This is a genomic window from Pseudomonas sp. RV120224-01b (assembly GCF_003208145.1).
Lineage (GTDB): Bacteria > Pseudomonadota > Gammaproteobacteria > Pseudomonadales > Pseudomonadaceae > Aquipseudomonas > Aquipseudomonas monteilii.
The window spans coordinates 15,923-39,965 of the sequence record NZ_QKMQ01000026.1 but is presented as its reverse complement, the minus strand read 5'-3'; the positions used below and the strand labels follow the sequence as shown (position 1 = coordinate 39,965).

At 62.6% G+C, this 24,043-nt stretch carries 21 protein-coding genes and 1 pseudogene; 12 read left to right on the top strand and 10 right to left on the bottom strand.

Annotated features, from left to right (window positions below):
* Window positions 1-157: 157 nt before the first annotated feature.
* Window positions 158-790, bottom strand: coding sequence for a ribosome biogenesis GTP-binding protein YihA/YsxC (yihA, locus tag N436_RS27585; RefSeq protein ID WP_105947065.1), 633 nt, complete (start codon window positions 788-790; stop codon window positions 158-160).
* A 201-nt stretch (window positions 791-991) separates the two neighbouring features.
* Between yihA and N436_RS27580 the strand changes: the two genes are divergently transcribed.
* From N436_RS27580 to N436_RS27550, 7 genes and pseudogenes are all read left to right on the top strand, one after another.
* Window positions 992-1,294, top strand: a complete 303-nt coding sequence (locus tag N436_RS27580) for a cytochrome c5 family protein (RefSeq protein ID WP_016712845.1) — start codon at window positions 992-994, stop codon at window positions 1,292-1,294.
* A gap of 31 nt (window positions 1,295-1,325) precedes the next feature.
* Window positions 1,326-1,943: a cytochrome c gene (locus N436_RS27575; protein ID WP_016712846.1), complete on the top strand. Its 618-nt coding sequence runs from the start codon at window positions 1,326-1,328 to the stop codon at window positions 1,941-1,943.
* Window positions 1,944-2,094: 151 nt separating this feature from the next.
* Window positions 2,095-2,727, top strand: a complete 633-nt coding sequence (gene dsbA / locus N436_RS27570) for a thiol:disulfide interchange protein DsbA (RefSeq protein ID WP_105947064.1) — start codon at window positions 2,095-2,097, stop codon at window positions 2,725-2,727.
* Between the two features lie 34 nt (window positions 2,728-2,761).
* Window positions 2,762-3,594: pseudogene (locus N436_RS27565) on the top strand (endonuclease/exonuclease/phosphatase family protein).
* Between the two features lie 27 nt (window positions 3,595-3,621).
* Window positions 3,622-5,550 (top strand): GGDEF domain-containing protein, encoded by a 1,929-nt coding sequence (locus N436_RS27560; RefSeq protein ID WP_110742430.1) that lies wholly within the window; start codon window positions 3,622-3,624, stop codon window positions 5,548-5,550.
* 81 nt (window positions 5,551-5,631) lie between these two features.
* Window positions 5,632-6,420, top strand: a complete 789-nt coding sequence (locus N436_RS27555; RefSeq protein WP_105947061.1) for an N-acetylmuramoyl-L-alanine amidase — start codon at window positions 5,632-5,634, stop codon at window positions 6,418-6,420.
* A 78-nt stretch (window positions 6,421-6,498) separates the two neighbouring features.
* Window positions 6,499-8,103, top strand: a complete 1,605-nt coding sequence (locus tag N436_RS27550) for an EAL domain-containing protein (RefSeq protein ID WP_110742429.1) — start codon at window positions 6,499-6,501, stop codon at window positions 8,101-8,103.
* A gap of 39 nt (window positions 8,104-8,142) precedes the next feature.
* On the opposite strand, the gene N436_RS27545 is transcribed toward N436_RS27550, so the two are convergent.
* Window positions 8,143-9,924, bottom strand: a complete 1,782-nt coding sequence (locus N436_RS27545) for a KinB sensor domain-containing domain (protein ID WP_105947059.1) — start codon at window positions 9,922-9,924, stop codon at window positions 8,143-8,145.
* On the bottom strand, window positions 9,921-11,267 hold the full coding sequence (algB, locus tag N436_RS27540) for a sigma-54-dependent response regulator transcription factor AlgB (protein WP_060499817.1): 1,347 nt from the start codon (window positions 11,265-11,267) through the stop codon (window positions 9,921-9,923). The genes N436_RS27545 and algB overlap by 4 nt, the downstream gene beginning before the upstream one ends.
* Window positions 11,268-11,687: 420 nt before the next feature.
* On the opposite strand from algB, the gene N436_RS27535 reads away from it, so the two are divergent.
* The 5 genes from N436_RS27535 (at window position 11,688) to N436_RS27515 (ending at window position 16,080) form a co-directional block, all read left to right on the top strand.
* Complete coding sequence (locus N436_RS27535; RefSeq protein WP_105947058.1) at window positions 11,688-11,978, top strand: hypothetical protein; 291 nt, start codon at window positions 11,688-11,690, stop codon at window positions 11,976-11,978.
* 42 nt (window positions 11,979-12,020) lie between these two features.
* Complete coding sequence (locus N436_RS27530) at window positions 12,021-12,182, top strand: DUF1328 domain-containing protein (protein WP_003252966.1); 162 nt, start codon at window positions 12,021-12,023, stop codon at window positions 12,180-12,182.
* A 2-nt stretch (window positions 12,183-12,184) separates the two neighbouring features.
* Window positions 12,185-12,655, top strand: coding sequence for an inhibitor of vertebrate lysozyme family protein (locus N436_RS27525; protein WP_105947057.1), 471 nt, complete (start codon window positions 12,185-12,187; stop codon window positions 12,653-12,655).
* Between the two features lie 745 nt (window positions 12,656-13,400).
* A complete protein-coding gene (gene gltP, locus N436_RS27520) occupies window positions 13,401-14,729 on the top strand; it encodes a glutamate/aspartate:proton symporter GltP (RefSeq protein ID WP_016712857.1) in 1,329 nt (442 codons plus the stop codon).
* Window positions 14,730-14,850: 121 nt separating this feature from the next.
* Window positions 14,851-16,080 carry a nucleoside recognition domain-containing protein gene (locus N436_RS27515; protein WP_105947056.1) on the top strand — a complete coding sequence of 410 codons (1,230 nt, stop codon included), beginning with the start codon at window positions 14,851-14,853 and terminating at the stop codon, window positions 16,078-16,080.
* On the opposite strand, the gene N436_RS27510 is transcribed toward N436_RS27515, so the two are convergent.
* From N436_RS27510 to N436_RS27475, 7 genes are all read right to left on the bottom strand, one after another.
* On the bottom strand, window positions 16,062-16,697 hold the full coding sequence (locus tag N436_RS27510; protein ID WP_105947055.1) for an ABC-type transport auxiliary lipoprotein family protein: 636 nt from the start codon (window positions 16,695-16,697) through the stop codon (window positions 16,062-16,064). The two genes, N436_RS27515 and N436_RS27510, sit on opposite strands and share 19 nt — an antisense overlap.
* On the bottom strand, window positions 16,694-17,632 hold the full coding sequence (locus tag N436_RS27505; protein WP_016712860.1) for an MlaD family protein: 939 nt from the start codon (window positions 17,630-17,632) through the stop codon (window positions 16,694-16,696). Before N436_RS27505 ends, N436_RS27510 begins: the two co-directional genes overlap by 4 nt.
* A 3-nt stretch (window positions 17,633-17,635) precedes the next feature.
* Window positions 17,636-18,427 (bottom strand): ABC transporter ATP-binding protein, encoded by a 792-nt coding sequence (locus N436_RS27500; RefSeq protein WP_105947054.1) that lies wholly within the window; start codon window positions 18,425-18,427, stop codon window positions 17,636-17,638.
* Complete coding sequence (locus N436_RS27495) at window positions 18,424-19,557, bottom strand: ABC transporter permease (protein ID WP_105947053.1); 1,134 nt, start codon at window positions 19,555-19,557, stop codon at window positions 18,424-18,426. Before N436_RS27495 ends, N436_RS27500 begins: the two co-directional genes overlap by 4 nt.
* 114 nt (window positions 19,558-19,671) lie before the next feature.
* Complete coding sequence (locus tag N436_RS27490) at window positions 19,672-20,694, bottom strand: DUF5924 family protein (RefSeq protein WP_105947052.1); 1,023 nt, start codon at window positions 20,692-20,694, stop codon at window positions 19,672-19,674.
* Window positions 20,695-20,839: 145 nt separating this feature from the next.
* Window positions 20,840-22,246 carry a pitrilysin family protein gene (locus N436_RS27480; protein ID WP_105947050.1) on the bottom strand — a complete coding sequence of 469 codons (1,407 nt, stop codon included), beginning with the start codon at window positions 22,244-22,246 and terminating at the stop codon, window positions 20,840-20,842.
* Window positions 22,247-22,274: 28 nt separating this feature from the next.
* Window positions 22,275-23,933: a Na/Pi cotransporter family protein gene (locus N436_RS27475; protein ID WP_060499806.1), complete on the bottom strand. Its 1,659-nt coding sequence runs from the start codon at window positions 23,931-23,933 to the stop codon at window positions 22,275-22,277.
* Window positions 23,934-24,043: the final 110 nt, after the last annotated feature.

Here is a 24,043-nt window from a genome sequence, read left to right as displayed (position 1 = left end):
TTCAAAATGTCAGCGCTGCGCAGATCTGAAGCCGTACATCTCAAGTTTGCTGCGCGACAGCGCAGCCCGGAAGGGCTGGGTGATCTCCCACAGGGGTATCACTGCCCTTGAGGCCTGTGTTGAACCTGTGGGAGCTGGCTTGCCGGCGATAGGGCCCTCAAACAGCTGGCTTGTCTTCCAGCTCCATCCAGTCCGCCAGCACCCGGTAGGCGTCTTCCACGCCCAGGCGCTTGGGCGCCGAGAACAGCTGGATGGTCACGCCATCACCCCAGCCCTTGCGGATTTCCGACTGCACTTTCAGCAGGGTGTTCTTGCCCGCGCCGTGGGTCAGCTTGTCAGCCTTGGTCAGCAGGATGTGCATCGGCATGCTGCTGGCCTTGGCCCAGTCGAGCATCATTTTGTCGAAGTCGGTCATCGGGTGGCGCACGTCCATCATCAGGATCACGCCACGCAGGCACTCACGGCTGCCCAGGTAGGCTTCCAGGTGTTTCTGCCAGTGCTGCTTGAGCGGAATCGGCACTTTTGCATAACCGTAGCCCGGCAGGTCGACCAAACGCCGTTCATCGTCCAGACTGAAGAAATTCAACAGCTGGGTGCGCCCGGGGGTTTTCGAGGTACGCGCCAGGCTGGCATGAGTCAGGGTGTTGAGGGCGCTGGATTTGCCGGCGTTGGAGCGGCCGGCGAAAGCCACCTCGTAACCCTGGTCGTCCGGGCATTGTTCGACCTTGGCTGCGCTGAGGGCGAATTTGGCTTTCTGGCAGAGGCCGAGGATGGGGTTCTTGACTTGCATGGGATATCCGATGTGGGTGTTGCCTGACTCTGAAGGCCCGAGCCTGGCAAGCGGTGTCGTTTCCGTTTGGATGGCGGAAGTATATAATGCCCCAGTTTTTGTGTGCTCATTCTCCCAGCGAAGGAGAACGGGCATGGGGTGTCGAACAATAGCTCGCGCAACAGAACGCAGCGCGGCCCCCAACCCTGAAGGTCGTTCCGCATGGCGAAATGGCTGCTTGCTGTCGGTATGTTCCTGCCGGTTTTCAGTGCACAGGCTACACAGGATCCCGAGGTGTTGTACAACCGCACGTGTGCGGCCTGTCACACCGGGCAGTTGCCACAGGCACCCAGACGGGGTGACCGGGCAGCATGGGAGCCAAGGCTGGCGCAAGGCATGGAGGTACTGGTGAAGCACGTGACCCAGGGTTTCAAGGCTATGCCGCCGCGTGGATTGTGCATGGACTGCAGTGCCGAGGACTACCGTTTGGTCATCCTTTGGATGAGCGGCAGTCCCGATACATAACATTTCACCCTTAGCCGTGTTGGATTAGCTGATGAACAAACTAGTCGTGAGTCTGCTGTTGACCCTGGGTGTCGCAGGTGCGGCCACTGCTGCGCAACCTATCAAAGGCGATGCCGCCGCCGGCCAGGCCAAGACGGCCGTTTGTGGCGCCTGCCACAACCCTGACGGCAACAGCCTGGCACCGAACTTCCCCAAATTGGCCGGCCAGGGCCAGCGTTACCTGGAAAAACAACTGCACGACATCAAGTCGGGCAAGCGCACCGTGCTGGAAATGACCGGCATGCTGGCCGCGTTCAGCGACCAGGACCTGGCTGACATTGCCGCCTACTTCGCCAGCCAGAAAGGCAGCGTGGGGGCTGCCGATCCCAAGCTGGTCGAGCGTGGCCGTGCGCTGTTCAACGGCGGCGACCTGGAAAAAGGCATGCCGGCCTGCACAGGCTGCCACTCGCCGAATGGCGCGGGCATCGCCCTGGCTGGCTTCCCGCACCTGGGTGGGCAGCATTCGCAGTACGTGACCAAGCAGCTCACGGACTTCCGCGAAGGCAACCGCACCAACGATGGCGATGCGATGACCATGCGCACCATCGCCGGCAAGCTGAGCAACCACGACATCGAAGCGTTGGCCAGCTACATCCAGGGCCTGCATTAACTTTCAGTTAATGTTGTAGGCCAATGATGAAAGGGCGGCCGGGCCGCCCTTTTTTCAGTCCGCAGCCGTTACACTACAGAACTCGAGCCCTTCCCGGCCTGTCCTAGTGCAGGTCGCGTCGTGGCGACCCATGACTGCTCAGGAGTAAAGCATGCGTAAACTGATTCTCAGCGCTGCGCTGGTCGCCGCCAGCGTGTTCGGTATGACTGCCGTCCAGGCCGCCGAGCCTGTCGCCGGCAAGGAATACATCGAGCTGAGCAACCCTGTTCCGGTTTCCGTGCCTGGCAAAGTCGAAGTGGTCGAGCTGTTCTGGTACGGCTGCCCACATTGCTACCACTTCGAACCGGTCATCAATCCATGGGTCGAAAAACTGCCCAAGGACGTCAATTTCAAGCGCGTACCGGCCATGTTCGGCGGCCCATGGGACGCACACGGCCAGATGTTCCTCACCCTGGAAGCCATGGGCGTCGAGCACAAGGTTCACGCGGCGGTGTTCGATGCCATCCAGAACCAGCGCAAGCGCCTGACCGACCCTAACGACATGGCCGACTTCCTCGCCACCCAAGGCGTGGACAAGGACAAGTTCCTCGCCACCTTCAACTCGTTCGCTATCAAGGGGCAGGTCAACCAGGCCAAAGAGCTGGCGAAAAAGTACGAAATCACCGGCGTACCGAGCATGGTGGTCAACGGCAAGTACCGCTTCGACCTGGGCACCGCTGGCGGGCCGGAAGGCGTTCTGAACGTTGCCGACCAACTGATCGCCAAGGAGCGCGCCGCTAAGTAAGCGGCGTAACCCATGCCCCGCTTCCGAGCCACGCGTGGCATTGGCCTGCACCAGCCGCAGGTCAACGAGCATCACCTGCAGGCCTCTGGCCTGCCCGAGGATGGTCGCCTGCGGCTGCTCAGCTTCAACATCCAGGTTGGTATCAGCACCGAACGCTACCGGCATTACCTGACCCGCAGCTGGCAGCACTTGCTGCCGCACAACGGTCGGGCCGGCAACCTGCAGAAAATCGGCGAACTGCTGGGCGACTTCGACCTGGTGGCCTTGCAGGAAGCCGACGGTGGCAGCCTGCGCTCGGGTTACATCAACCAGGTCGAGCACCTGGCTCAATTGGGGGCCTTCCCCTACTGGTACCAGCAACTCAACCGCAACCTTGGGCGTTTCGCCCAGCACAGCAATGGCGTGCTCAGCCGCCTGAAGCCGCAGGTGCTCGAAGACCACCCGTTGCCCGGCCCGGCCGGCCGCGGGGCGATTCTTGTACGCTTTGGCGAAGGCGAAGATGCGCTGATCGTGGTGATGATGCACCTGGCGCTCGGCGCCAAGACGCGTGCCCTGCAACTGGGTTATATCCGCGAGCTGATTGGTGGTTATCGTCATCAGGTGCTGATGGGCGACATGAACACCCATGCCACCGACCTGCTGGAGCACTCGCCGCTGCGCGACCTGGGCCTGATTGCCCCGCAAGTCGAGGCCACCTTCCCCAGCTGGCGACCACAGCGTTGCCTGGACCATATCCTGCTCAGCCCAAGCCTCACGCTGGAGCGTGTCGAGGTGCTGGCGCGGCCAATTTCCGACCACCTTCCCGTTGCAGTCGAGATTCGATTGCCTGATGCATTGACTGTGGATACGCTGCCGGTCTTGAGCTAATTGCCATCACCGTTTGCGGACCCGGGCATGACTGAAGACGCTGAGCGCTGGAAAGAAAAATACCTTAAAAGCATCGAGCAGCAAGAAAAGCTCGAACGCCGGTGGGACGCCCGTCTCGACCTGCTTCGTCGTGGCCTGGTGCGCAGCAGCCTGGCTGCAGAAGGCAGTGACAAGGTGGTGGACGCGTGCATGAAGGAAATGCGCGAAGTCATCCGCAGTGACAACATGGACGCCGGCCTCGCCGGTTTGATCCCGCGCCTTGAAAAGGCGGTGCTGGACTCCGAACAGCGCCGTGAAACCCGCATGAACCAGGTCAGTGATGCGCTCGCCGCGCTGGTTGGCCAATTGCAAGGCCTGTCGCTGCCCAGCGATATCTCGCGTCCGCTGAAAAAACTGGCGAAGAAGCTCGAAGGTGGCGTTGCCCAGTCCCGCGATCTGCCGCCGCTGCTGGGCGAGTTGAGTGGCTTGCAGGGCCGTGCCCTGTCGGCGCTTGGTAAGCCGGAGGATGAAGCCCGGCCTGGTTTCTTGCAGCGCTTGTTCGGTAGCCGCGAGGATGACCCGCAAGGCGAGCCAGTACCTGAGCCGGTGGCAGTGCCTGCTGCCGAAGCGCCGCCTCAGGTTGCGCAGCACCCTCTCGAAGCCCCGCTGCCCGACGATGTGGATGCGCTGCAACCATTGCCGGCTCCTGTCGCCGAAGCGAGCGTAGTGGCCGAACCCGAGCCGGAGCTACAGGGCCCAGCGCTGATCGAAACGGCTGAAACACCCGCCGCCCAGCAACCGCTGCAGGAAAACGTGCCGGAGCCCGACGCGACCGCCAGCGAACCCGTGGCAGCAGCACAATCGGTACCCACGCTCGACGAGACGTTCGGCGAAGACGGCCCTTATGCCCTGCCCTATGCCGTCGAACCCCCCTACAGCCAGGTTGCCGCGCACATCGAGCAGACCCTGATCGGGCTGCTTGACGACCTCAGCCTGCCCGAGCGGCACAAGGCCCAGGCGCTGGAAATGCGCGAACGGGTTGCCCGTGGCCTGAACTGGTACGAGCTGATCCCGGTGCTGGATGACCTGGCTGTGCTGATGCTGGCAATAACCGACAGCGGCCAGCACGAATTCGAAACCTACCTGCAACAGCTCAACGAACGCCTGGAAGGCTTCCAGAGCCACCTGCAGGAGGCCAGCGCCGGCCATGCCGACAACAGCAGCGCTGCCCGTGAACTGGATACCCAGCTGCGCGAGCACGTCGACGGCTTGCAAAGCAGCGTGCAAGGCGCCGCCGATGTGGACAGCCTCAAGCACATCCTGGAAAACCGGCTGGAAGGCCTGTTGGTCACCATGGACGAGCACAAGCTTGAGCGTGATCGCCGCGAGCAGGAGCTGGCAGGCCGCCTGCAAGGCTTGTCGGAGCGGGTGGCGAACATGGAGCATGAAGCGCTCGGCTACCGTGAGCACTTGGAAGAGCAACGGCAGAAAGCCCTGCTCGACCCGCTCACCGGCTTGCCCAATCGTGCGGCCTGGAGCGAGCGGGTAGAGCGCGAAATACTCGAATGGCAAGAGGCCGGCGGCCATCTGGCCATGGCGATTCTCGACCTGGACCACTTCAAGCGCATAAACGATAGCTATGGGCACCTGGCCGGGGACAAGGTACTCAAGATTGTTGCTGACCAGCTACGCAAACGCCTGCGTGGTCGTGACTTCATTGCCCGTTTCGGGGGCGAGGAGTTTGTCCTGTTGCTGCCGCAGACGTCACCCGCGGCAGCGGCCCAAGTGGCGGAAGTACTGCGCGCCACCGTGGAGGCCTGCCCGTTCCACTTCAAGGGTGAGCGGGTGGTGATCACCACCTCTATCGGCCTGGGGGCGTTTCGCTCTGGCGAGCGTGGCGACCAGGTGCTCAAACGCGCCGATGCGGCGCTGTACCGGGCCAAGGAGCTGGGACGTAACCGCGTCGAGCAGAGCTAGCGTTTGCTGACACTGACCCACGGTAAGCGCGGCCATGGGGAGCACGTTATACTGTAGCGCTGATTCGCTGAGGCCACTGACGTGCTTTCCACGCTTAAAAAAACACTGATTTCCTTTTTGCTGTTGTCTGTTGCCGGATGTTCGACGGGGTTGCGCATCGACCGCAGCCACCCCTCGGCCAACCAGGACAACCGCATCCAGTTCGTTGTACTGCATTACACCAATGCATCCCTGGAGCGTTCCCTGGCGTTGCTTACCCAGGGTGAGGTCAGCAGCCACTACCTGATCGGCGACGGCCCGGCCACGGTGTATCAACTGGTGGATGAAAACCGTCGTGCCTGGCATGCCGGCGACAGCCAGTGGCAGGGGCGCACCTGGCTGAACTCGTCGTCCATCGGGATCGAGATCGTCAACCCGGGCTTCACCGACACGCCGAATGGCCGGGTCTGGCACCCTTATAGCGAAGCGCAGGTCCAGTCGCTGATCGCGCTGCTCAAGGACATCGTCAAACGTAACAACATCGAGCCTCGGCACATCATTGGCCACAGTGATATCGCACCATCACGCAAGCTGGACCCGGGCCCGCTGTTCCCGTGGAAGCGCCTGGCCGATGCCGGGCTGGGTATCTGGCCCGATGCCAATGCCGTGGCACGCCAACAGGCCTACTTCAGCGTCAACCCGCCAAGCGTTGGCTGGTACCAGCAGGAACTGGCGCGGTTTGGCTATCAAGTCGAGCAGACCGGGGTGCTGGATGTCGCCACCCGCCACGTGATTGCTGCGTTCCAGATGCGCTTCCGTCCGCAGCGTTTCGACGGCATGCCCGATGCGCAGACGGCGGCGATGCTGCAGGTGCTCAACCGGATGCGTTGAGCCTGCAGCGAGGCGCTAAACGGCGAGGATGATTTTTGATCCAGTTGCTATACCTTGGTAATCAACTGGATGCCTTCGATGTCAGCTCTCATTTCTACGCTGCGCCAATTTTTTTACCGTCCCTGGATGCTGGCCACCTTGGCAGCATTGGCCAGCGCAGCACTTTTGCTTACTGCCAGCATCGGCATTGCCCTGCAGCAGATGAAGCAAAGCGAGAGCGAACAGATGAACGCCCAGGGCGAGCGTTTTCTCGACCGCCTCGAGCAGGTATTCGGCCAGTTGCGCGAAGGGGTCGACCTGCTGCAGGCCCAGCCCTTGCGCGGCTGCAGCCCGGCGATGTTGGCGGCGTTGCAGCAGGTTGGCCTGAGTTCGCGGTTCATTTATGAAGCGGCCTATGTGGATGGTGACGTCGCCTGCTCCAACCGTGGCGATGAGCGGGCATTCGAGCCTTTGCGGGCACCCGACATCCAGGGGCCGACCTACAGCTACTGGTTGAACACCACGACCGAGCCGAACGAGAACCTGGCTGCGTTGATGCTGGGCCGGGGCAAGTTCGTGGTCTCCACCTCGCGTGGGCACCTGACCGACGTGGTCGACCTGCCACCGGGCGGCAGCCTGGTGGTGGTGCTGGACAACGGTGCCCGGGCCATACCCGTGCTCGGCCCGCCACAGGTGTGGCCGCCGCCCTCGGCCTGGTCGATCAGCCACAAGTCGTTGCTCGAACTCAGTGACCGGCTGATCTACCGCATGCCCACCAAGTCGCCGGATTACCAACTGGTGCTGATTGCCCCACGGGCCAGCCTTCCGTTGAGAATGAATGGCATGCTCTGGCTGCTGTTCCCTGGCAGCGTGTTGGCTGCCTGCTGCATCGGCTGGCTGGTGCTGCAGTTGATCCTGCAACGGCGGTCGATGAGCTCGGAGTTGCAGAATGCCTTGCGCCGTGGAGAGCTGCAGGTGCTCTACCAGCCGATCTTCGAGCTCGACACACGGCGCTGTGTAGGCGCCGAGGCCCTGGTGCGCTGGCGCCGCCCGGATGGCACGCTGACCAGCCCGGACCTGTTTATCCCGTTGGCGGAAAACACCGGGCAGATACGCCAGATCACGGACTTTGTCCTGCAGCGCGTCCTTGAACAGCTGGGGCAGCTGCTGCGCTCGCACCCCAAACTGTACATATCGGTGAACCTGGCCGCCTGCGATGTGATGGTGCCGCGTATTGGCCGGGTGGCGGCACGCCTGCTGGCCCTGCACCGGGTGGCCGCTAGCCAGATTGCGTTCGAGGTGACCGAGCGCGGTTTGATCGACGTGGTGGTGGCTCGTGACAACCTGCAGGCGCTACGCGCCGTGGGGCATCAGGTGCTGATCGACGACTTCGGTACCGGCTATTGCAGCCTGGCCTATCTGCAAACCCTGCCGGTGGACTGCCTGAAGATCGACAAGGCCTTCATTGATGCGCTGGGCCACGATGCCGCCAGCAGCGGCGTTGCCCCGCACATCATCCGCATGGCGCATGACCTGCACCTGCGGGTGATTGCCGAAGGCATCGAATGCGAGGACCAAGCGGTATTGCTGAACAGTGAAGGGGTCAATTACGGCCAGGGCTGGCTGTTTGCCCGACCGCTAAACGCCCGGCAGTTTGCCGAGCTGGTAACCCGGGGGCAGCTGCCGCGGCGGGTGGAGCACTGAGTGATCCTGCCCCGGCGATGAGGCCTGTACAGGCGATACTCAAACTGGCAGCGCCATGTAGAACTGTGTCCCCTGCCCCGGCCGGGAAAACACGCCCATGCGCCCGCCATGCAGCTGCACGATTTCCTTGCACAGCGCCAATCCTAGCCCTGCACCGCCCTTCTTGCGCCCTACCTGCACAAACGGCTCGAAAATGCGCCCCTGCTGCCCATAGGCAATCCCTTCGCCTGTGTCCTCGACGCTGATGATCACCCGCTCCGCATGCCGCCGCGCATGCAGGCGGATACGCCCGCCGTTGGCGGTATGGCGGATGGCGTTGTGCAGCAGGTTGTCCAGCACCCGATCAAGTTGCGCAACGTCGGCCTGAATACGTGGGAGCGGTGGTTCAAGTGCCTTGACCAGTTCAACCTGCTTGTTTGCCGCTTGTTCGGCAAAACGCAGTTGTGCGCGCTCCAGCAATTCGTCGACGGCACAGGGTGCCAGGTCGAGTTTCTGCAGCCCGCTCTGGTAACGAGAGAAGTTGAGCAGGTCGTTGATCAGCTGGGTAAGCCGCTGCATTTCTTCGCCGATGGTTTCCAGCAAGTCATTTTCGCGTGCCTCAGGCGGAAACTTGACCCGCTCGCGCAACAGCCCGAAGGCCATGTGCATGCCGGTTACCGGGGTGCGCAGTTCGTGGGACGCGCGTAGCACGAACTCACTGCGCACGCGTTCGAAGGCCCGTTGCTCGGTCACATCGTGCAGCACCATCACCGCGCCAAGGATCGGCCCTTGCGGGTGGCTCACCGGGGTCAGGCTGTAAGTCAGCAGGCGCGTTTCTTCATCCACCTCCATGGTCAGGTCTTCCGGCGGGCGGTCCAGATTGCCACCGCGCAGCACCTGACGCAGCTGCTGCTCCAGCTCCGGCCGCCGCAGGGCTTCGGCAAGGCTGCTGCCCACGCGGCTATCATTCCAGCCGAGCTGGCGCTGCGCTACCGGGTTGAGGTGTTCCAGGCGACCCTGGCGGTCGATGATCAACAGGCCATCGTCGATGCTGTCGAGCACGGCCTGCAGGCGCTGCTGCCCGGCCAGCAGTTCGTCGACGTTGGTGGCCTGGTGCTTGCGCAAGGCATCGGCCATGAGGCCAAAGCGGCGGGTCAGCTGGTTCAGCTCGGTGGCCTGGGTGACTGGCAGGGTGACGTCAAAGTTGCCCTTGCCCAGCTGGTCGGCTGCTTTGGCCAAGGCTTCGATCGGTTGGCCAAAGCGTCGGGCGATGTTGTGTGCAGTAATGAAGCCCAGCACCAGCACTACCAGGCCCATCAGGCCAAGCACGCCGCTGACCAGCAGGGCGCGGTCACGGCTGTATTCCTCGCTGCGGGTGATGAGGTCCAGCGCCTGCTTGTGGGAATCGATCAGGTCGGTACGCACCTGGTTGAAGGCGGCCCCCAAGGGTTGGTCGACACCCATGCTACGCGCGGGCGCGGGGCTGTCACGGTAGGCTTGCAGGAACGCCTGATAGTTACTGCCGGCCTTGCTGAAGCCGGTGCGCTCTCCGCCTTGCTCCAGGCCCTGGTTCAGCAAGGCCTGGAAGTTTTCTTGCAGCAGCCGCAGGTTTTCCGGGGCTGTGCCTTCATCAAGGATCAGGGTCAACTGTTCGCCAAGGTTCTGCCGCAACTTCAGCCCCACTTCCAGGGCGTGGGTGGTGTCACGCACCAGCTGCTGTTGCACGGTTGCCATCTGCAGCACGCTGACCAGGCCCAGCAGCAGCCCGAGCAAGGCCACCGTGACCAGTGCCGAGATACTCAGGAAAAGCCGCGTGCGCAGCTTCATGGGCGGCCACTTCATAGGTTGTACTGCTTGCGCTTGCGGTACAGGGTGGAGGCGTCGATGCCCAAGGTTTTGGCGGCCTGGTCGAGGGTGTCGCTGGCAGCCAGCACCGCGCCGATGTGGGCGCGCTCCAGCTCGTCCAGGCTCAGCGCGGCACCCACGCGCGGGGCGTTGCCAGCCGGCTGTTCGCCCATCCCGAGGTGGCTGATTTCCACGCGCTCCTGCGGGCAGATGATACTGGCCCGCTCTACCACGTTACGCAGTTCGCGAATGTTGCCGGGCCAGCGGTAGTTGAGCAGGGCGGTGCGCGCTTCGTCGCTGAAGCCCCGGGCGGGGCGGGAGTATTCCTTGACGAAGCGGGCAAGGAAGCGGTCGGCCAGGGTCAGGATGTCTTCACTGCGCTCGCGCAGGGGCGGCAGATGCAGGGTGATGACGTTCAGGCGGTATAGCAGGTCTTCGCGGAAGCGGCTTTCGCGCACCATCTCTTCGAGGTTGAGGTTGGTGGCGGCCAGGATGCGTACATCTGCACGCCGTGTCACGGGGTCGCCCACGCGCTCGTATTCCTTGTCCTGAATGAACCGCAGCAACTTGGGCTGCAGAGTCAGCGGGAAGTCGCCGATCTCGTCGAGGAACAGCGTACCCCCATCAGCCTGGCTGACCCGCCCCAACGTGCTTTCGCTGGCACCGGTAAAGGCGCCGCGGGTGTGGCCGAACAGTTCGCTTTCCATCAGCTCGGCGTTCAGCGACGGGCAGTTGATGGTCACGCAGGCTTTGCGGGCACGTTTGCTCCAGCCATGGATGGCCCGGGCCAACTCGCCTTTACCCGTACCGGACTCGCCAAGAATGAGGATGTTGGCGTCGGTGGTGGCGACCTGGCGGGCAGTTTCCAGCACCGCCATCATGGCCGGGCTGTGCGAGTCCAGGCCGTCCTTGGGTTTGCGCATTTCGCCTTCCAGGGCCTCCAGGCGTGCTGAAAGCTGGCGCACTTCCAGTTGCTTGGCGGTGGCCAGGCGCAACTGATCGGGGCTGCATGGCTTGACCAGGTAGTCGGCGGCGCCGGCCTGGATGGCATCCACCGCTGTATCGATTGCCGAGTGCGCGGTCACGATCACCACGCGCATCCAGGGTGCCTGGATGCGCATCTGCGCCAGTACGTCCAGGCCGTTGTCCTCGCCCAGGCGCAAATCCAGGAAGCAAAGGTCGAACACCTGGCGCTGCAACAGCGTTTCGGCCTGGGCGGCGCTGTTGGCTGTGGCCACGCTGTAGCCTTCGTCTTCCAGGCAGTAGCGGAAGGTGCGCAGGATCGCGGACTCGTCATCCACCAGCAGAATGCGGCCTTGGTTGTCCTGGGCTGATTCCATTTCCTGCGCTCCTTAGGGATAGATCTTCGTTTAGTGTGGGAAAAATCGGGCAAGTTGCATGGTCGATTCTGAAGGATTCTGTCCTCTGCATGCTAGCCAATGGCCAATTGGCGCCTGGAAGCTGCGTTAACCCGATGATTTGCTTAGAGGCACGGGATGGCACATTGGTTGCGGAGGTTTGTGCTTTTGCCTACAAAAAACGGCCTCCCGCTTTGCTCCGCCCGTGATGCTGACTTCCAGGGCCGATCGTGCAATTCGCACGACCACACAGGCGGCATCGTGCAGGATACGTCCCTGTCGAACGATTATTTAAATACTAAGTCATTGATTTTAAAGGTATTTTTTAAAATCAAAAGGCTGGCATGCAGGCTGCAATTACCTGTTCAGGTTTGAACAACAATTACAGCAGGAGGAGCCGGCATGAACCGCCAATCCGTCAACCGCTCGCAGAACGCCGCACTGCCCCTGCGCCAGATGTTGTCTGTCGGCATGGCGCTGCTGCTGACCTTGGCCGCTGGCCTCTTCTATTACAGCTGGCAGACCGCGCGCTTGGCTGAGCAAGTGGCCGCGCAGACTGCGCTGTTGACGCAGATTCAGGCAACCCGTGCCAATACCCTGGTCAAGGCAGCTGACCCATTGCCTGCCGGCCAGGCCTCTGCCTCACCGGCCACCTTGGAAAATGTCGTACCCCAGGACCGTTGGGTCTTCTGACCTGCCGGCCGCACCGATTCTGAAAAAGAAAGGAGAACCACCATGCTGAGCTGGGCTATCACTTTCCTCATCATCGCCATTGTCGCTGCCGTACTGGGCTTCGGTGGTATCGCGGGCGCTGCGACGGGTATCGCGAAGATCCTGTTCATTGTCTTCCTGGTGTTGTTCGTAGCCTCCTTCTTCTTTGGACGTGGACGAGGTTGAAGATGGGCAGGAAGCTTTGTACAGCCCTGGTTGCCGCCCTGTTGCTGGGTGGCAGTGCGGCGGCGATGGCGGCCAATGACGGCCAGGTCCGGGTCGACCAGTTGCTCGGCTCGGACCCGGAATACCGGGAAACCTGGCAGGACACGATCAAAGGCGAGGAACGCCTGCCCGATTGGGTGGTCAATCTGACCGGCAGTGCCCAGCAGCAGATGTCCGCCACTACCGAAGATGGCGACAAGTACCTGGTCGGCCCGTTGTGCGAGGCGCAGGACAACTGCACATACAAGCGGCTGATCGTTGCGTTCAGCTGGGACAAGGAGGATGCCTACGGGATGCTCGTGGAGGTACCCGAAGGCTTGCCGAGCGACAAGTCGCCTACACGCCATGCGCAATATCGCTGGCTGGGCGACCCTGACGACGGCATGAAGGCAATGCTGCAGGAGCAGCTAAAGCGTGACCCGAACTGGTACTGAGCATTTATTGCCGGTACGGATGAAAGGTCACCGACTGTCACGTAATAGAAGCTGAACCTTTCTATATTTCAGCCTTCTATGATGCGCCGCCCCGAGGAGGGGCAGCACATGACCAAGGGGCCGGGCTGTTCTGATTGTTGCAGGATCGGAGTGGCCTAGGGGTACAGGGAGTGCCTCCAGCGATGGGCCGGGTCAGGAAAGGCGGAATCGGAAGTATCAGGTCGGCGGTGTCACAGGGATACCTGACCAGACCTGACTTCCGAGGAGCCATGTAGGAATCGCCCTCTTCCTTGCGCGATTTCATCCCTGAGACACATTTTGTCTCGACCGTACATCAAATTTTTTTCGGCCTTGCAGGTCCTTCTTCAAGTGGCATTTCGGCCATTCGGATTGTCGAACAAGCCATCTTTCATGCCCTTTGTGTACCGTCAAATCTGCCGAAATATGGCGGTTTGGTCTTGTTCGGGATTCCGAACGTTATAAATCAAGCACTTGCGAACCCCCTGTTTTAGCATGAAACATTATGCATGATCGGCATGGGGCATGCGCTTCCGGCATTAGATTTCCCCCTTTCCCATCGCAATAGTTGCCGCCTTTTTCGCTGGTCAGAGCGCCCTGTCGCTCGCCTGCGGTGTCCTTACATGAAGTCGCCAGACGGGTGCGCTTGAAGCCAGAGGCCTTGCCGATGGCTCTGTTACGCGTGTTTTCGTCGGGTGCCATGACCACTAGAACAAAGGGTAAAGACATGAAGAAGGCAAAACTGAGCCTCGCCTGGCAGATCGTCATCGGTCTGGTCCTGGGCGTTGCAATCGGCGCGCTACTGAATCATTTCAGTGCAGAAAAGGCATGGTGGATCAGCAACGTCCTCCAGCCCGCCGGTGACATCTTCATTCGCCTGATCAAGATGATCGTCGTCCCGATCGTGATTTCGTCGTTGATCGTGGGTATCGCCGGGGTTGGCGATGCGAAGAAACTGGGCAGCATCGGCCTGAAGACCATCATCTACTTCGAAGTGGTGACCACCATCGCCATCGTCGTGGGCCTGGTGTTGGCCAACCTGTTCCACCCGGGCGCCGGCATCGACATGAGCACCCTGGGTACCGTGGACATCTCCAAGTACCAGGCCACTGCGGCCGAGGTACAGCATGAGCACGCGTTCATCGAGACCTTGCTGAACCTGATCCCGTCGAACATCTTCGCAGCGCTGATGCGTGGCGAAATGCTGCCGATCATCTTCTTCTCGGTCATGTTCGGCCTGGGCCTGTCGAGCCTGCAGGCCGAGCTGCGCGACCCGTTGGTACGCACCTTCCAGGCCGTATCGGAAACCATGTTCAAGGTCACCCACATGATCATGAACTACGCCCCGATCGGCGTGTTCGCCCTGATCGCCGTGACCGTGGCCAACTTCGGCTTCAGCTCGCTGCTGCCGCTGGCCAAGCTGGTACTGCTGGTGTACTTCGCCATCGCCTTCTTCGCCTTCATGGTGCTGGGCCTGGTTGCCCGCGTGTTCGGCTTCTCGGTGATCAAGATCATGCGCATCATGAAAGATGAGCTGATTCTGGCCTACTCCACCTCCAGCTCCGAAACCGTGCTGCCGCGCGTGATCGAGAAGATGGAGAAGTACGGCGCGCCGAAGTCGATCTGTTCGTTCGTGGTACCGACCGGTTACTCCTTCAACCTCGACGGTTCGACCCTGTACCAGAGCATCGCGGCCATCTTCATCGCCCAGCTCTACGGTATCGACCTGTCGTGGAGCCAGCAGCTGCTGCTGGTGCTGACCCTGATGGTCACCTCCAAAGGCATCGCTGGTGTGCCGGGCGTATCGTTCGTGGTGCTGCTGGCCACCCTGGGCAGCGTGGGTATCCCGCTGGAAGGCCTGGCCTTCATCGCCGGTGTCGACCGCATCATGGACATGGCCCGTACCGCGCTGAACGTTGTAGGCAACGCCCTGGCAGCACTGGTCATCGCGCGTTGGGAAGGCATGTACGACGCCGCCAAGGGCGAGAAGTACTACGCCTCGCTGATGGCCGACAAGCAGGAAGCCGCAGTGGTTGGCGAGGCCGCCAAGCGCTAAGCCTGATAGCTGTGACAAAAAGCCCCGACTTGTCGGGGCTTTTTGTTGTCTGTCTGGATCGCAGGCCCCGGTACAAGCAACTTCCGCTATCATTCGGGCATTTTTCAGGGGGAATACGCGGATGCTCAACGGCCTTTGGCTTGGCTTTTTCCTGGTGGCGGCAGTGTCCGCCCTGGCCCAATGGCTGGTGGGTGGTAATGCCGGGATCTTCGCGGCAATGGTCGAAAGCATCTTCGCCATGGCCAAGCTGTCGGTCGAGGTGATGGTGCTGCTGTTCGGCACACTGACCCTGTGGCTGGGCTTTCTCAAGATCGCCGAAAAGGCCGGTATCGTCGAATGGCTGGCCAAGGTGCTGGGCCCGCTGTTCGCTCGCCTGATGCCGGAAGTGCCGCCCGGCCACCCTGCCCTGGGCCTGATCACCATGAACTTCGCGGCCAACGGCCTGGGGCTGGACAACGCCGCCACCCCGATTGGCCTGAAGGCCATGCGCTCGCTGCAGGAGCTCAACCCCAGCAGCACCACAGCCAGCAACGCGCAGATCCTGTTTCTGGTGCTCAACGCCTCGTCGCTGACGCTGCTGCCGGTGACCATCTTCATGTACCGGGCCCAGCAAGGCGCGCCAGACCCGACCATGGTGTTCCTGCCCATCCTGCTGGCCACCAGTGTCTCGACCCTGGTCGGCCTGCTGTCGGTGGCGGTGATGCAGCGCCTGCGTCTGTGGGACCCGGTGGTGCTCGCCTACTTCATTCCCGGCGCGTTGCTGCTGGGAGGCTTCATGGCGTTTCTCGGCACCCTGTCGGCCGCCGCGCTGGCCAGCCTGTCGTCGATCCTGGGCAACCTCACACTGTTTGGCGTGATCATGCTGTTCCTGGTGATTGGCGCCCTGAAGCGGGTGAAGGTGTATGAAGCCTTTGTCGAAGGGGCCAAGGAAGGCTTCGATGTGGCCAAGAACCTGCTGCCCTACCTGGTGGCGATGCTGGTGGCGGTGGGTGTACTGCGTGCTTCAGGCGCCCTGGAGCTGGCCCTGGACGGTATCCGCCATGCGGTGAACTGGCTGGGCCTGGACACCCGCTTCGTCGAGGGCCTGCCCACAGCACTGGTCAAGCCGTTCTCTGGCAGCGCGGCGCGGGCCATGCTGATCGAGACCATGCAGACGCAGGGTGTAGACAGCTTCCCGGCCCTGGTAGCGGCGACCATCCAGGGCAGTACTGAAACGACCTTCTACGTGCTGGCCGTGTACTTTGGCGCGGTGGGTATCCAGCGCGTGCGCCACGCGGTCGGTTGCGCACTGCTGGCCGAGTTCTCAGGCGTGGTCGCTGCGATCTTCGTCTGCTACTGGTTCTTCGCCTGAACCTTGCGTTGTGCCTGGCTGGCCTGGTCGACGGTCCAGGTCACAACTTGCCCCACCAGCTGGTCGCTGGCCTGGCCGAAACCGGCGACCACCGCTGACACCTGCTTGTCGGCCAGCGGCTGGCGGATCTCGAAACGCTTGCTGGCGAGGATGCGCTGGTTGCGGCCCTGAACCAGCCGAGCGTCATAGCGAATCACCACCTCCACCGCGCCGCCCGGGCGGTACTCACTCTGGAATGCCTGCAGCTCGCCTGCCAGCTCGTAGTCGGCCTGCAGGTTGCTGTCGTCGGCGCTCAGGCGCTGTACCTGGCCATCACGCTGGAAACCATCGAGCAGGCGGTTGCGCAGCAGCACCGGGGCCGCATCGCTCCAGCGCGCACCTTTGTAGCTGCTGACCACATCGCCCTGTGGAATCACGGCAATGCGCGGGCCGGCCAGCACTTCACTGGCCAGCGGCTTGTTCAGCCGCAATGACCAGTCCAGCGGCGCTGCCATGCGGCTGGGCTGGTTAACCGGCAAGCGATAGAGGTCGACGGGTTCGCTCTTGGGCAGGATCGAGCAGGCACTGGCCAGGCTCAGGGCGGCCGCCAGGGCCAGCAGGCGCAGCGACGGTTTCATGGCTGGAACTCCTTGTTGTTGTCGCGGCCGAGCAGGTAGCCGCTGGGGTCGGCCTCCAGTTGCCGGGAAATACCTTTAAGTGCGTTAAGGGTTTCGCGCAGTTCGCGAATGGCAGGTGTGAGCTGATTCAGGCCCTGGGCGCCGTCGCCGATGGCCTCGCTGTTGTTTTTCAGCAGATTGTTGATGGTGGCAGTGCTTTCGGCCAGCGACTGCATGGCCTGCTCGGCGCTGCCGATCGCCTGTTTGCCTTCGCTGCCCAGCAGGCCGTTGGCATTGCGCATCAGCGTTTGGGTTTCGGCCAGGGTGGCGCTGGCCTGCTTGCCTACCTGCACCAGTTGCTCGATGGCCTCGGCGATGCTGCCGTGTTGGCCGGCGAAGGCGCCGGTGGTCTTGTCGAGGTTGGCCAAGGTGCTGCTGAGGTGGCCGATATTGTCTTCGGAGAACATCTGGTTGGCATTGTGCAACAGCATGTTGATGTTGGTGACCAGGTCGCTGCTGTCATTGAGCAGGCGCGAGATGGGTGACGGCGAGGCGATGATGACCGGCAGCTTGCCGTCCTTGCCCTTCAGCTCGGGGCTCTGTGGCGTGCCGCCGCTGAGCTGGATGAACGCGTTGCCGGTCACGCCGGCCAGGGTCAGCTTGGCCTGGGTGTCTTCCTTCACCGGGGTATCGCCGCTCAGGCGAACGCGGGCCAGTACCCGTCGCGGGTCTTTCGGGTCCAGGCGCAAGGTGGACACATCGCCCACCTTGATGCCGTTGTACTGCACCGGGCTGCCACGGGACAGGCCGGAAACGGCCTCGTTGAACACCACTTCGTAGTCCTTGAACGCGTCGTCGACACTGGACTTGGTCAGCCACAGGCCAAACAACATGGCGCCGGCTACCACCAGGACGGTGACCAGGCCGATTAGTACGTGATGGGCTCGGGTTTCCATTGCTCAGCGCTCCTGCCCGGCACGGGTGGCGGCCTGCTCGGCTGCACGCCCGCGGGGGCCATGAAAGTATTCTTGAATCCAGGCGTCGTTGGTCTGCTCGACTTCAGCCAGCGGGCCGGCCACCAAAACCTTCTTTTGTGACAGCACCGCGATGCGGTCGGTGATGGTGTACAGGGTGTCGAGGTCGTGGGTGATGAGAAACACCGACAGGCCAAGGGCATCGCGCAGGGTAAGGATCAGCTGGTCGAACGCGGCAGCGCCGATCGGGTCCAGGCCTGCGGTGGGTTCATCGAGGAACAGGATGTCAGGGTCCAGTGCCAGGGCCCGGGCCAGCGCGGCACGTTTGATCATGCCCCCCGACAACGAAGACGGGTACTTGTCGGCGGCGGATATCGGCAGCCCGGCCAGGGCCAGCTTCACGCCGGCCAGGTGTTCGGCGTCGGCGCGGGACAGCCCGGCGTGCTCGATCAGCGGCAAGGCCACGTTCTCGGTAACGGTCAGCGAAGAGAACAGCGCGCCCTTCTGGAACAACACGCCAAAGCGCCGCTCGACCAGGGAACGCTGCTCTTCACGCAGGCCCGCGAGGTCCTGGCCAAACACCTTGATCTGCCCTTCGTTGGGCCGGCGCAGGCCAATGATGCTGCGCAGCAGCACCGACTTGCCGCTGCCCGAACCACCTACCACGGCGAGGATTTCGCCGCGGTACAGGTCCAGGTCGAGGTTTTCATGCACCACCTGGCGGCCGAAGCGGTTGCAGATGCCGCGCGCCTCGATAACGGTTTCCTGGCCACTCACCAGCCCATCTCCATGAAGAACAGGGCAGCCACCGCGTCCAGCACGATGACCACGAAAATCGACTGCACCACTGCCGATGTTGTATGCGCGCCTACCGACTCGGCGCTGCCACTGACCTTGAAGCCTTCCAGGCAGCCGATGGCGGCGATAAGGAAGGCGAAGAACGGCGCCTTGGCCAGGCCCACCAGGAAGTGCTGCACGCCGATGTCGCTTTGCAGCAGTGACAGGAACATGGCCGGTGAGATATCCAGCGTCAGGGCGCATACCACTGCGCCACCGACAATGCCGCAAATCATCGCGACGAAGGTGAGCAGTGGCAGTGAGATCAGCAGTGCAAGTACCCGTGGAACCACCAGCAGTTCCATCGGGTTCAGGCCCAGGGTGCGGATGGCGTCGATTTCCTCGTTGGCCTTCATCGAGCCGATCTGCGCGGTGAACGCGCTGGCGGTGCGGCCGGCCATGAGGATGGCGGTGAGCAGCACAGCGAATTCGCGCAGGAACGAGAATGCCACCAGGTCGACCGTGAAGACCGTTGCACCGAAGTCGGCCAGCACCGTGGCGCCGAGAAAGGCCACCACCGCACCCACCAGGAAGGTCAGCAAGGCGACGATAGGGGCCGCGTCCAGGCCGGTCTGCTCGATGTGGGCCACAACCGGGGTAATGCGCCAGCGGTGTGGTTGCAGGGCACGACGCAGCAAGGTTTCGAGGATCACGCCGACAAAGCCTAGCAATTGCATGCTGTCCTGCCACAGCGTGCCGACGGCGCGGCCGATGCGTTCCAGCAGCAACATCAGCACGTTGCGCTCGGGTTCCTTGACCGGGATGCAGTAGTCCTGCACCGAACAGTAAACGTTCTTGAGCAGCGCACGGCTGGCTTCGGGCAGGTCTTGGGTGCAGTGGGACAGGCGCTCGGAACCCAGCAGTTCGGCCAGCAACGAGGCGCCCGCAGTGTCCAGGCGGCCCAACTGGCTGAGGTCGGCGACGGTGTCGGTGGTGGACTGCGCTCGCAGGCGTTCGCTCTCGCGCTTGAGGCTGGCGTAGTGCGTCAGGGTCCAGTCACCGGTTATGCGCAGGCAGGCCGGCTGGCTGCTGGTGTCCAGGGTGGCACTGGGGGTGGTCATTGGCTCCATGCTACTGACTCGGCGCTAAGGCTTAGGGGCTGATCATAGCGCAGCAGGCATGGGCTGTTTGGTGATTATGTGCTGTCTGTTGGGTTTGGAGGCCGCAAAGCGGCCCCCTTTCAATCACTGTGCCGGTGCGTCATCGACCACCTTGAAGCGCAGCACGCCAATTACCTGGCCATCCTCGGTCAGCACCCGCACCTGCCATTTGCCCACCGGGTTTGGCGGGAAGTTCTGCTTGTGGGTCCAGGCCCGGTAGCCCTCCTTGCGCCCGCCGTGGATGTCCAGGGCAATGCGGTCGACCTCTTTGCCGTCTTTTTGCCACACGTGGTAAATCCGCTCGTTCAGGCCGCGCGGTGCGTTGATGGCGGTGTAGGCATACAGGCCGCTGCTGCGAATGCGGCTGGCGGCAATTTCGTCCAGCGAATCGCCGGGTTGGCGATTCAGCACTTCGGTGCTCACCGCCACCTCGGTCATCCACAGGGTGGCCGGCGGCACCCAGGAACGCAGCAGCCAGCCCCCGGCACCCACCGAGAGGGTAACCAGCACCAGGGCGACGCCGCGCCGCCAGGTGTTGATCGGGAAGCTGCTGGCCAGGCTGGGGAACGACAGGGCCATGGCGGCGATCAGCGCCAGCTTGAAGCTTTGCGCGGTGGTCAGGTGCAGGATGATCGGCAGCGCGGTCAGCAGGGCGGCAAACAATGTCAGGGTATGCAGCGCCAGGAACAGCCAGCGCCGAGGCGCCAGCCACTTGTAATAAAGCGGGTCGGTGATCGAAATCAGGCCTGCGGCGCCGAGCAAACCGGTAAACACCAGCTGGCCGCTGTTCCAGGTGGTGGTGATGAAGAAGAACGGCAGCACGAAGAACAGCGTTTCCTGGTGGATCATCTGCGTCGCGTAGCGCAGCAGCGGCTGCGGGATTTCGCGATTGAAGGTGCGGGCGAAGAGGCCGGTCAGGGTGTTCTCCAGCATCAGCCAGACCCAGCTGACCAGCATGAGCACAGCTACCCAGCTGGCCAGGCCGGCCTGGCGGTCGACCAGGATGAAACTGCCGATACCAGAGAGGAAACCACAGAGCGCGATGATGCCGGGGTAGCGTTTGAGCAGTTCGATGATGCGCAGGACTATGCGGGGTATTTGGGGCATTAGGGGCTACAACAAAAAGGATGAGGTGGCTGTGCCGGCCCTTTCGCGGGCATGCCCGCTCCCACAGGGTTCAGCGATAACGCGGTCACTGTGGGAGCGGGCGTGCCCGCGAAGAGGCCGGTACTGGCAAAAGGATACCGCTGATCTACCGCTGTCGTGTAGCACCACTCGGCCGTTGCGGGCCATGCCGCCGCCAGCGCAGCAACCCGGCCGCCAATATCAGCCCCACCACCAGAGCGGCCAGCCCGTACAGCTCGTCATAGCCGAGCAATGGCTTCTCGATACGCAGGTAACCCTCTTCCTTCAGCAACGCCTTCAGCGCCTCATTGGCCTGCTCCAGGCTAACCTGCCGCAACTTGCGCACCGGGTTGGCAAAGCGCCCGTCGGTGTAGTCGTTCAGTGCCCCCCAGTAGTAGTCGGCCAGGGCGCTGTTGCCCTGGGTGCTCCAGCTTTCCTTGGCAACGCTGGCGTCCTTGACGCGGGCGAAGGTGTCCGGGTCGAGGCCTTCCTTGCGCAGGTGCTCGAACAACGCCTGCATCACCTTCACCGCCTTGTCGATGTCGTCGCGTTCCAGGTCGGCATTGAGGCTGAGCAGGCCGGTATCGCCAAAGCTTTCACGCTGCACCGATGGCCCGTAGGACAGCCCGTTGCGCAGGCGTAGCTGGTCGTACAGCGCCCAGTCCAGGTAACGCGACAGCAGGTCGAGCGTGGCCTGATGGTCGTTGTCCAGCACCGGCTCGATGAACAGCCAATGCAGCTTGACGCTATCGCCCAGCCAGCCCCGGGTCAGGTCGCGGCGCTGCTCGGCCTGATGGGTGATGCTTTCCAGGTTGCGGCGCTCTTCCGGCTCGGTGGCTGGCAGTTCGCCAAAGGTGCGTTCCAGGTAGGCTGGCAGCAAGCGATCGAGGCCGCCGACCATGATCAGGGTCATGTTGTTGGCGGCGTACCAGCGGTCACGCAAGGCTTGTACCTGCTCCAGGGTCATGTCGTCGATATTGGACCGCTCGGGGCATTTCAGGCCCAGCTCGGTCGCCAGCTGGTCACTGGCAGGGTGGCCGATATCCTGGCGGTCGAGCCAGCGCTGCAGGTGCCCATAGTGGCCGCCATCTTCGCGCTCGATGATGCGCTTGGCAGTGGCCAGGCCTTTGGCATCGATACGGGTGTCGCGGATTATCGCCAGCAGCAGGTCGAGCACTTTGCGCTGGTTGCGTGCGGGGGCTTCGATGACAAACGTGGTGTCGGCGCTGCTGGTGTAGGCATTCCACTCGCCGCCGAGCGATTGCAGGCGCTCTTCCAGGCCGCCCTCGCCGGTTTCGTCGATGCCGCTGAACAGCAGGTGCTCAAGCAGATGCGGCAGCTCTTTCTGTTCGCAATCGAAGTCGTCCAGGCCCACCCCGACCACCAGGCGAATCGCCACATGGTCGCGTTCGTAGCCGTTTTTCAGAATGACCTGCAGGCCGTTGGGCAGCAGGTAGCCCTCAACCCGCGAGCGGTCGAGGGCCAATGAGGGCAGGCTGCAGATCAGCAGGCAAACGAACATCAGGCAACGCATGGGCGAGCTTCGGTCCTCAGGTAGGCATTCACGGCAGGCGGGCTTCGTCCGGCACGCTGTCGAGCATCAGCCCGCCGGTGTCGGAGCCGCCCAGTACCACATAGGCACTGCTGCAGAACAAAGAGTTCAACCGCTTCATGTCGGCGATCAGCTCCAAGTGTAGCGAACTGGTTTCGATGCTTTGCACCACCTTACGCTGCAAGCGGCTGACGTGGGCATGCGCCAGGCGCCGTTCCTGGGCGCGAAAACGGCGTTTTTCCTTGAGTAGCAAGCGGGCGCTTTCCGGGTCGGCGCTAAGGAATACCGACAGGCCAAGGCGCAGGTTGGCTAACAATTGCTCTTGCAGCCCGGTCAGTTCTTCCAGCCCCACCTGGGAAAACTCCCGGCGCTGGCTGGTTTTCTGCTGCTGGACCTTGCGCAACATGCGCTCGATGAGGTCGCAGGCGAGCTTGAGGTTGATGGCCAGCTCGATGATCTCGGCCCAGCGGCGGTTGTCCTGCTCGCTGAGGTCTTCGCGCGACATCTGCGCAAGGTAGAGCTTGATGGCGCTATAAAGGGCCTCGGCATCTTCACCCAGGGCGCGAACCTGCTGTGGCAGGGCGGTCTGGGTGCCGCGCAGGGCACCCAGCATGGCTTCAAGCAGGCTGTCGACGATATCGCCCAGGCGCAGGGTTTCGCGGGCAGCGTTGGCAAGCGCCAGGCTGGGTGTTTCCAGCGCCGAGGCGTCGAGGTGGCGCGGGCGGATCTGGCCGTTGCCGTTTTCCCGCTCGGGCAGCAGGCTGTTGCACAGCCGGCCCATGAGTTTGACCGTGGGCAGCATGAGCAGGCAGCGCAAGGTGTTGTAGAGCAGATGGAAGCCGATGACCAGCTCTTGCGGGCTGAAGCTGAGCGAGTCCATCCACTCCACCAAGGGGTGCAGCACAGGGATGATCAGCAGCAGGCCGATCAGCTTGTAGAGCAAGCTGCCCAACGCCACGCGGCGCCCGGCAGCGTTCTGCATGCTGGTGCTGATAAAGGCCAGCAACCCGCTACCGATGTTGGCACCGACCACCAGGCCGATGGCCACTGGCAGGCTGATGACCTCGGCACCGGCCAGTGTTGCGGTAAGCAGCACGGCGGCGAGGCTGGAATAGGAAATCATGGCGAACATGGCGCCGACCAGGGCGTCGAGCATGATGTCGCCGGTCAGCGAAGCAAACAGCACTTTCACGCCTTGGGCGTGAGTGATCGGCGCAGCTGCCTGCACGATCAGCTCCAATGCCAGAATGATCAGGCCAAGCCCGATACCGACACGGCCCAGCTGGCCAGCCCGGGTCTGCTTGCGCGAGAGGAAGAAGATCACGCCCAGGAATATCAGCAAGGGTGATAGCCAGGACAGGTCGAAAGTGAGTACCCGGGCCATCAGCGCGGTACCCACATCGGCACCCAGCATGATCGCCAGGGCCGGGGTCATGGCCATCAGGCCCTGGCCGACGAAGGACGTGACCAGCATGGCCGTGGCGTTACTGCTCTGTACCATGGCCGTGACCAGTATGCCGGCAATGAACGCCAGCGGGCGCTTGTCCATGTTCTGGCTGATGATGCGCCGCAGGTTCGAGCCGAACACGCGGAGAATGCCGGTACGTACGATGTGGGTGCCCCAGACCAGAAGCGTCACGGCCGAGAGCAGGTTGAGCAGGGTCAGCATGGCGAAAGCCCCCTGTTGCACTGGCCCAGCGGGCCAAGAAAAGAAACGTGAGCGTTTGAAGAATTTTCGGTGCTCACTCAAAGCTTTAGTTGTTTTGCGCAGCTGTCGCC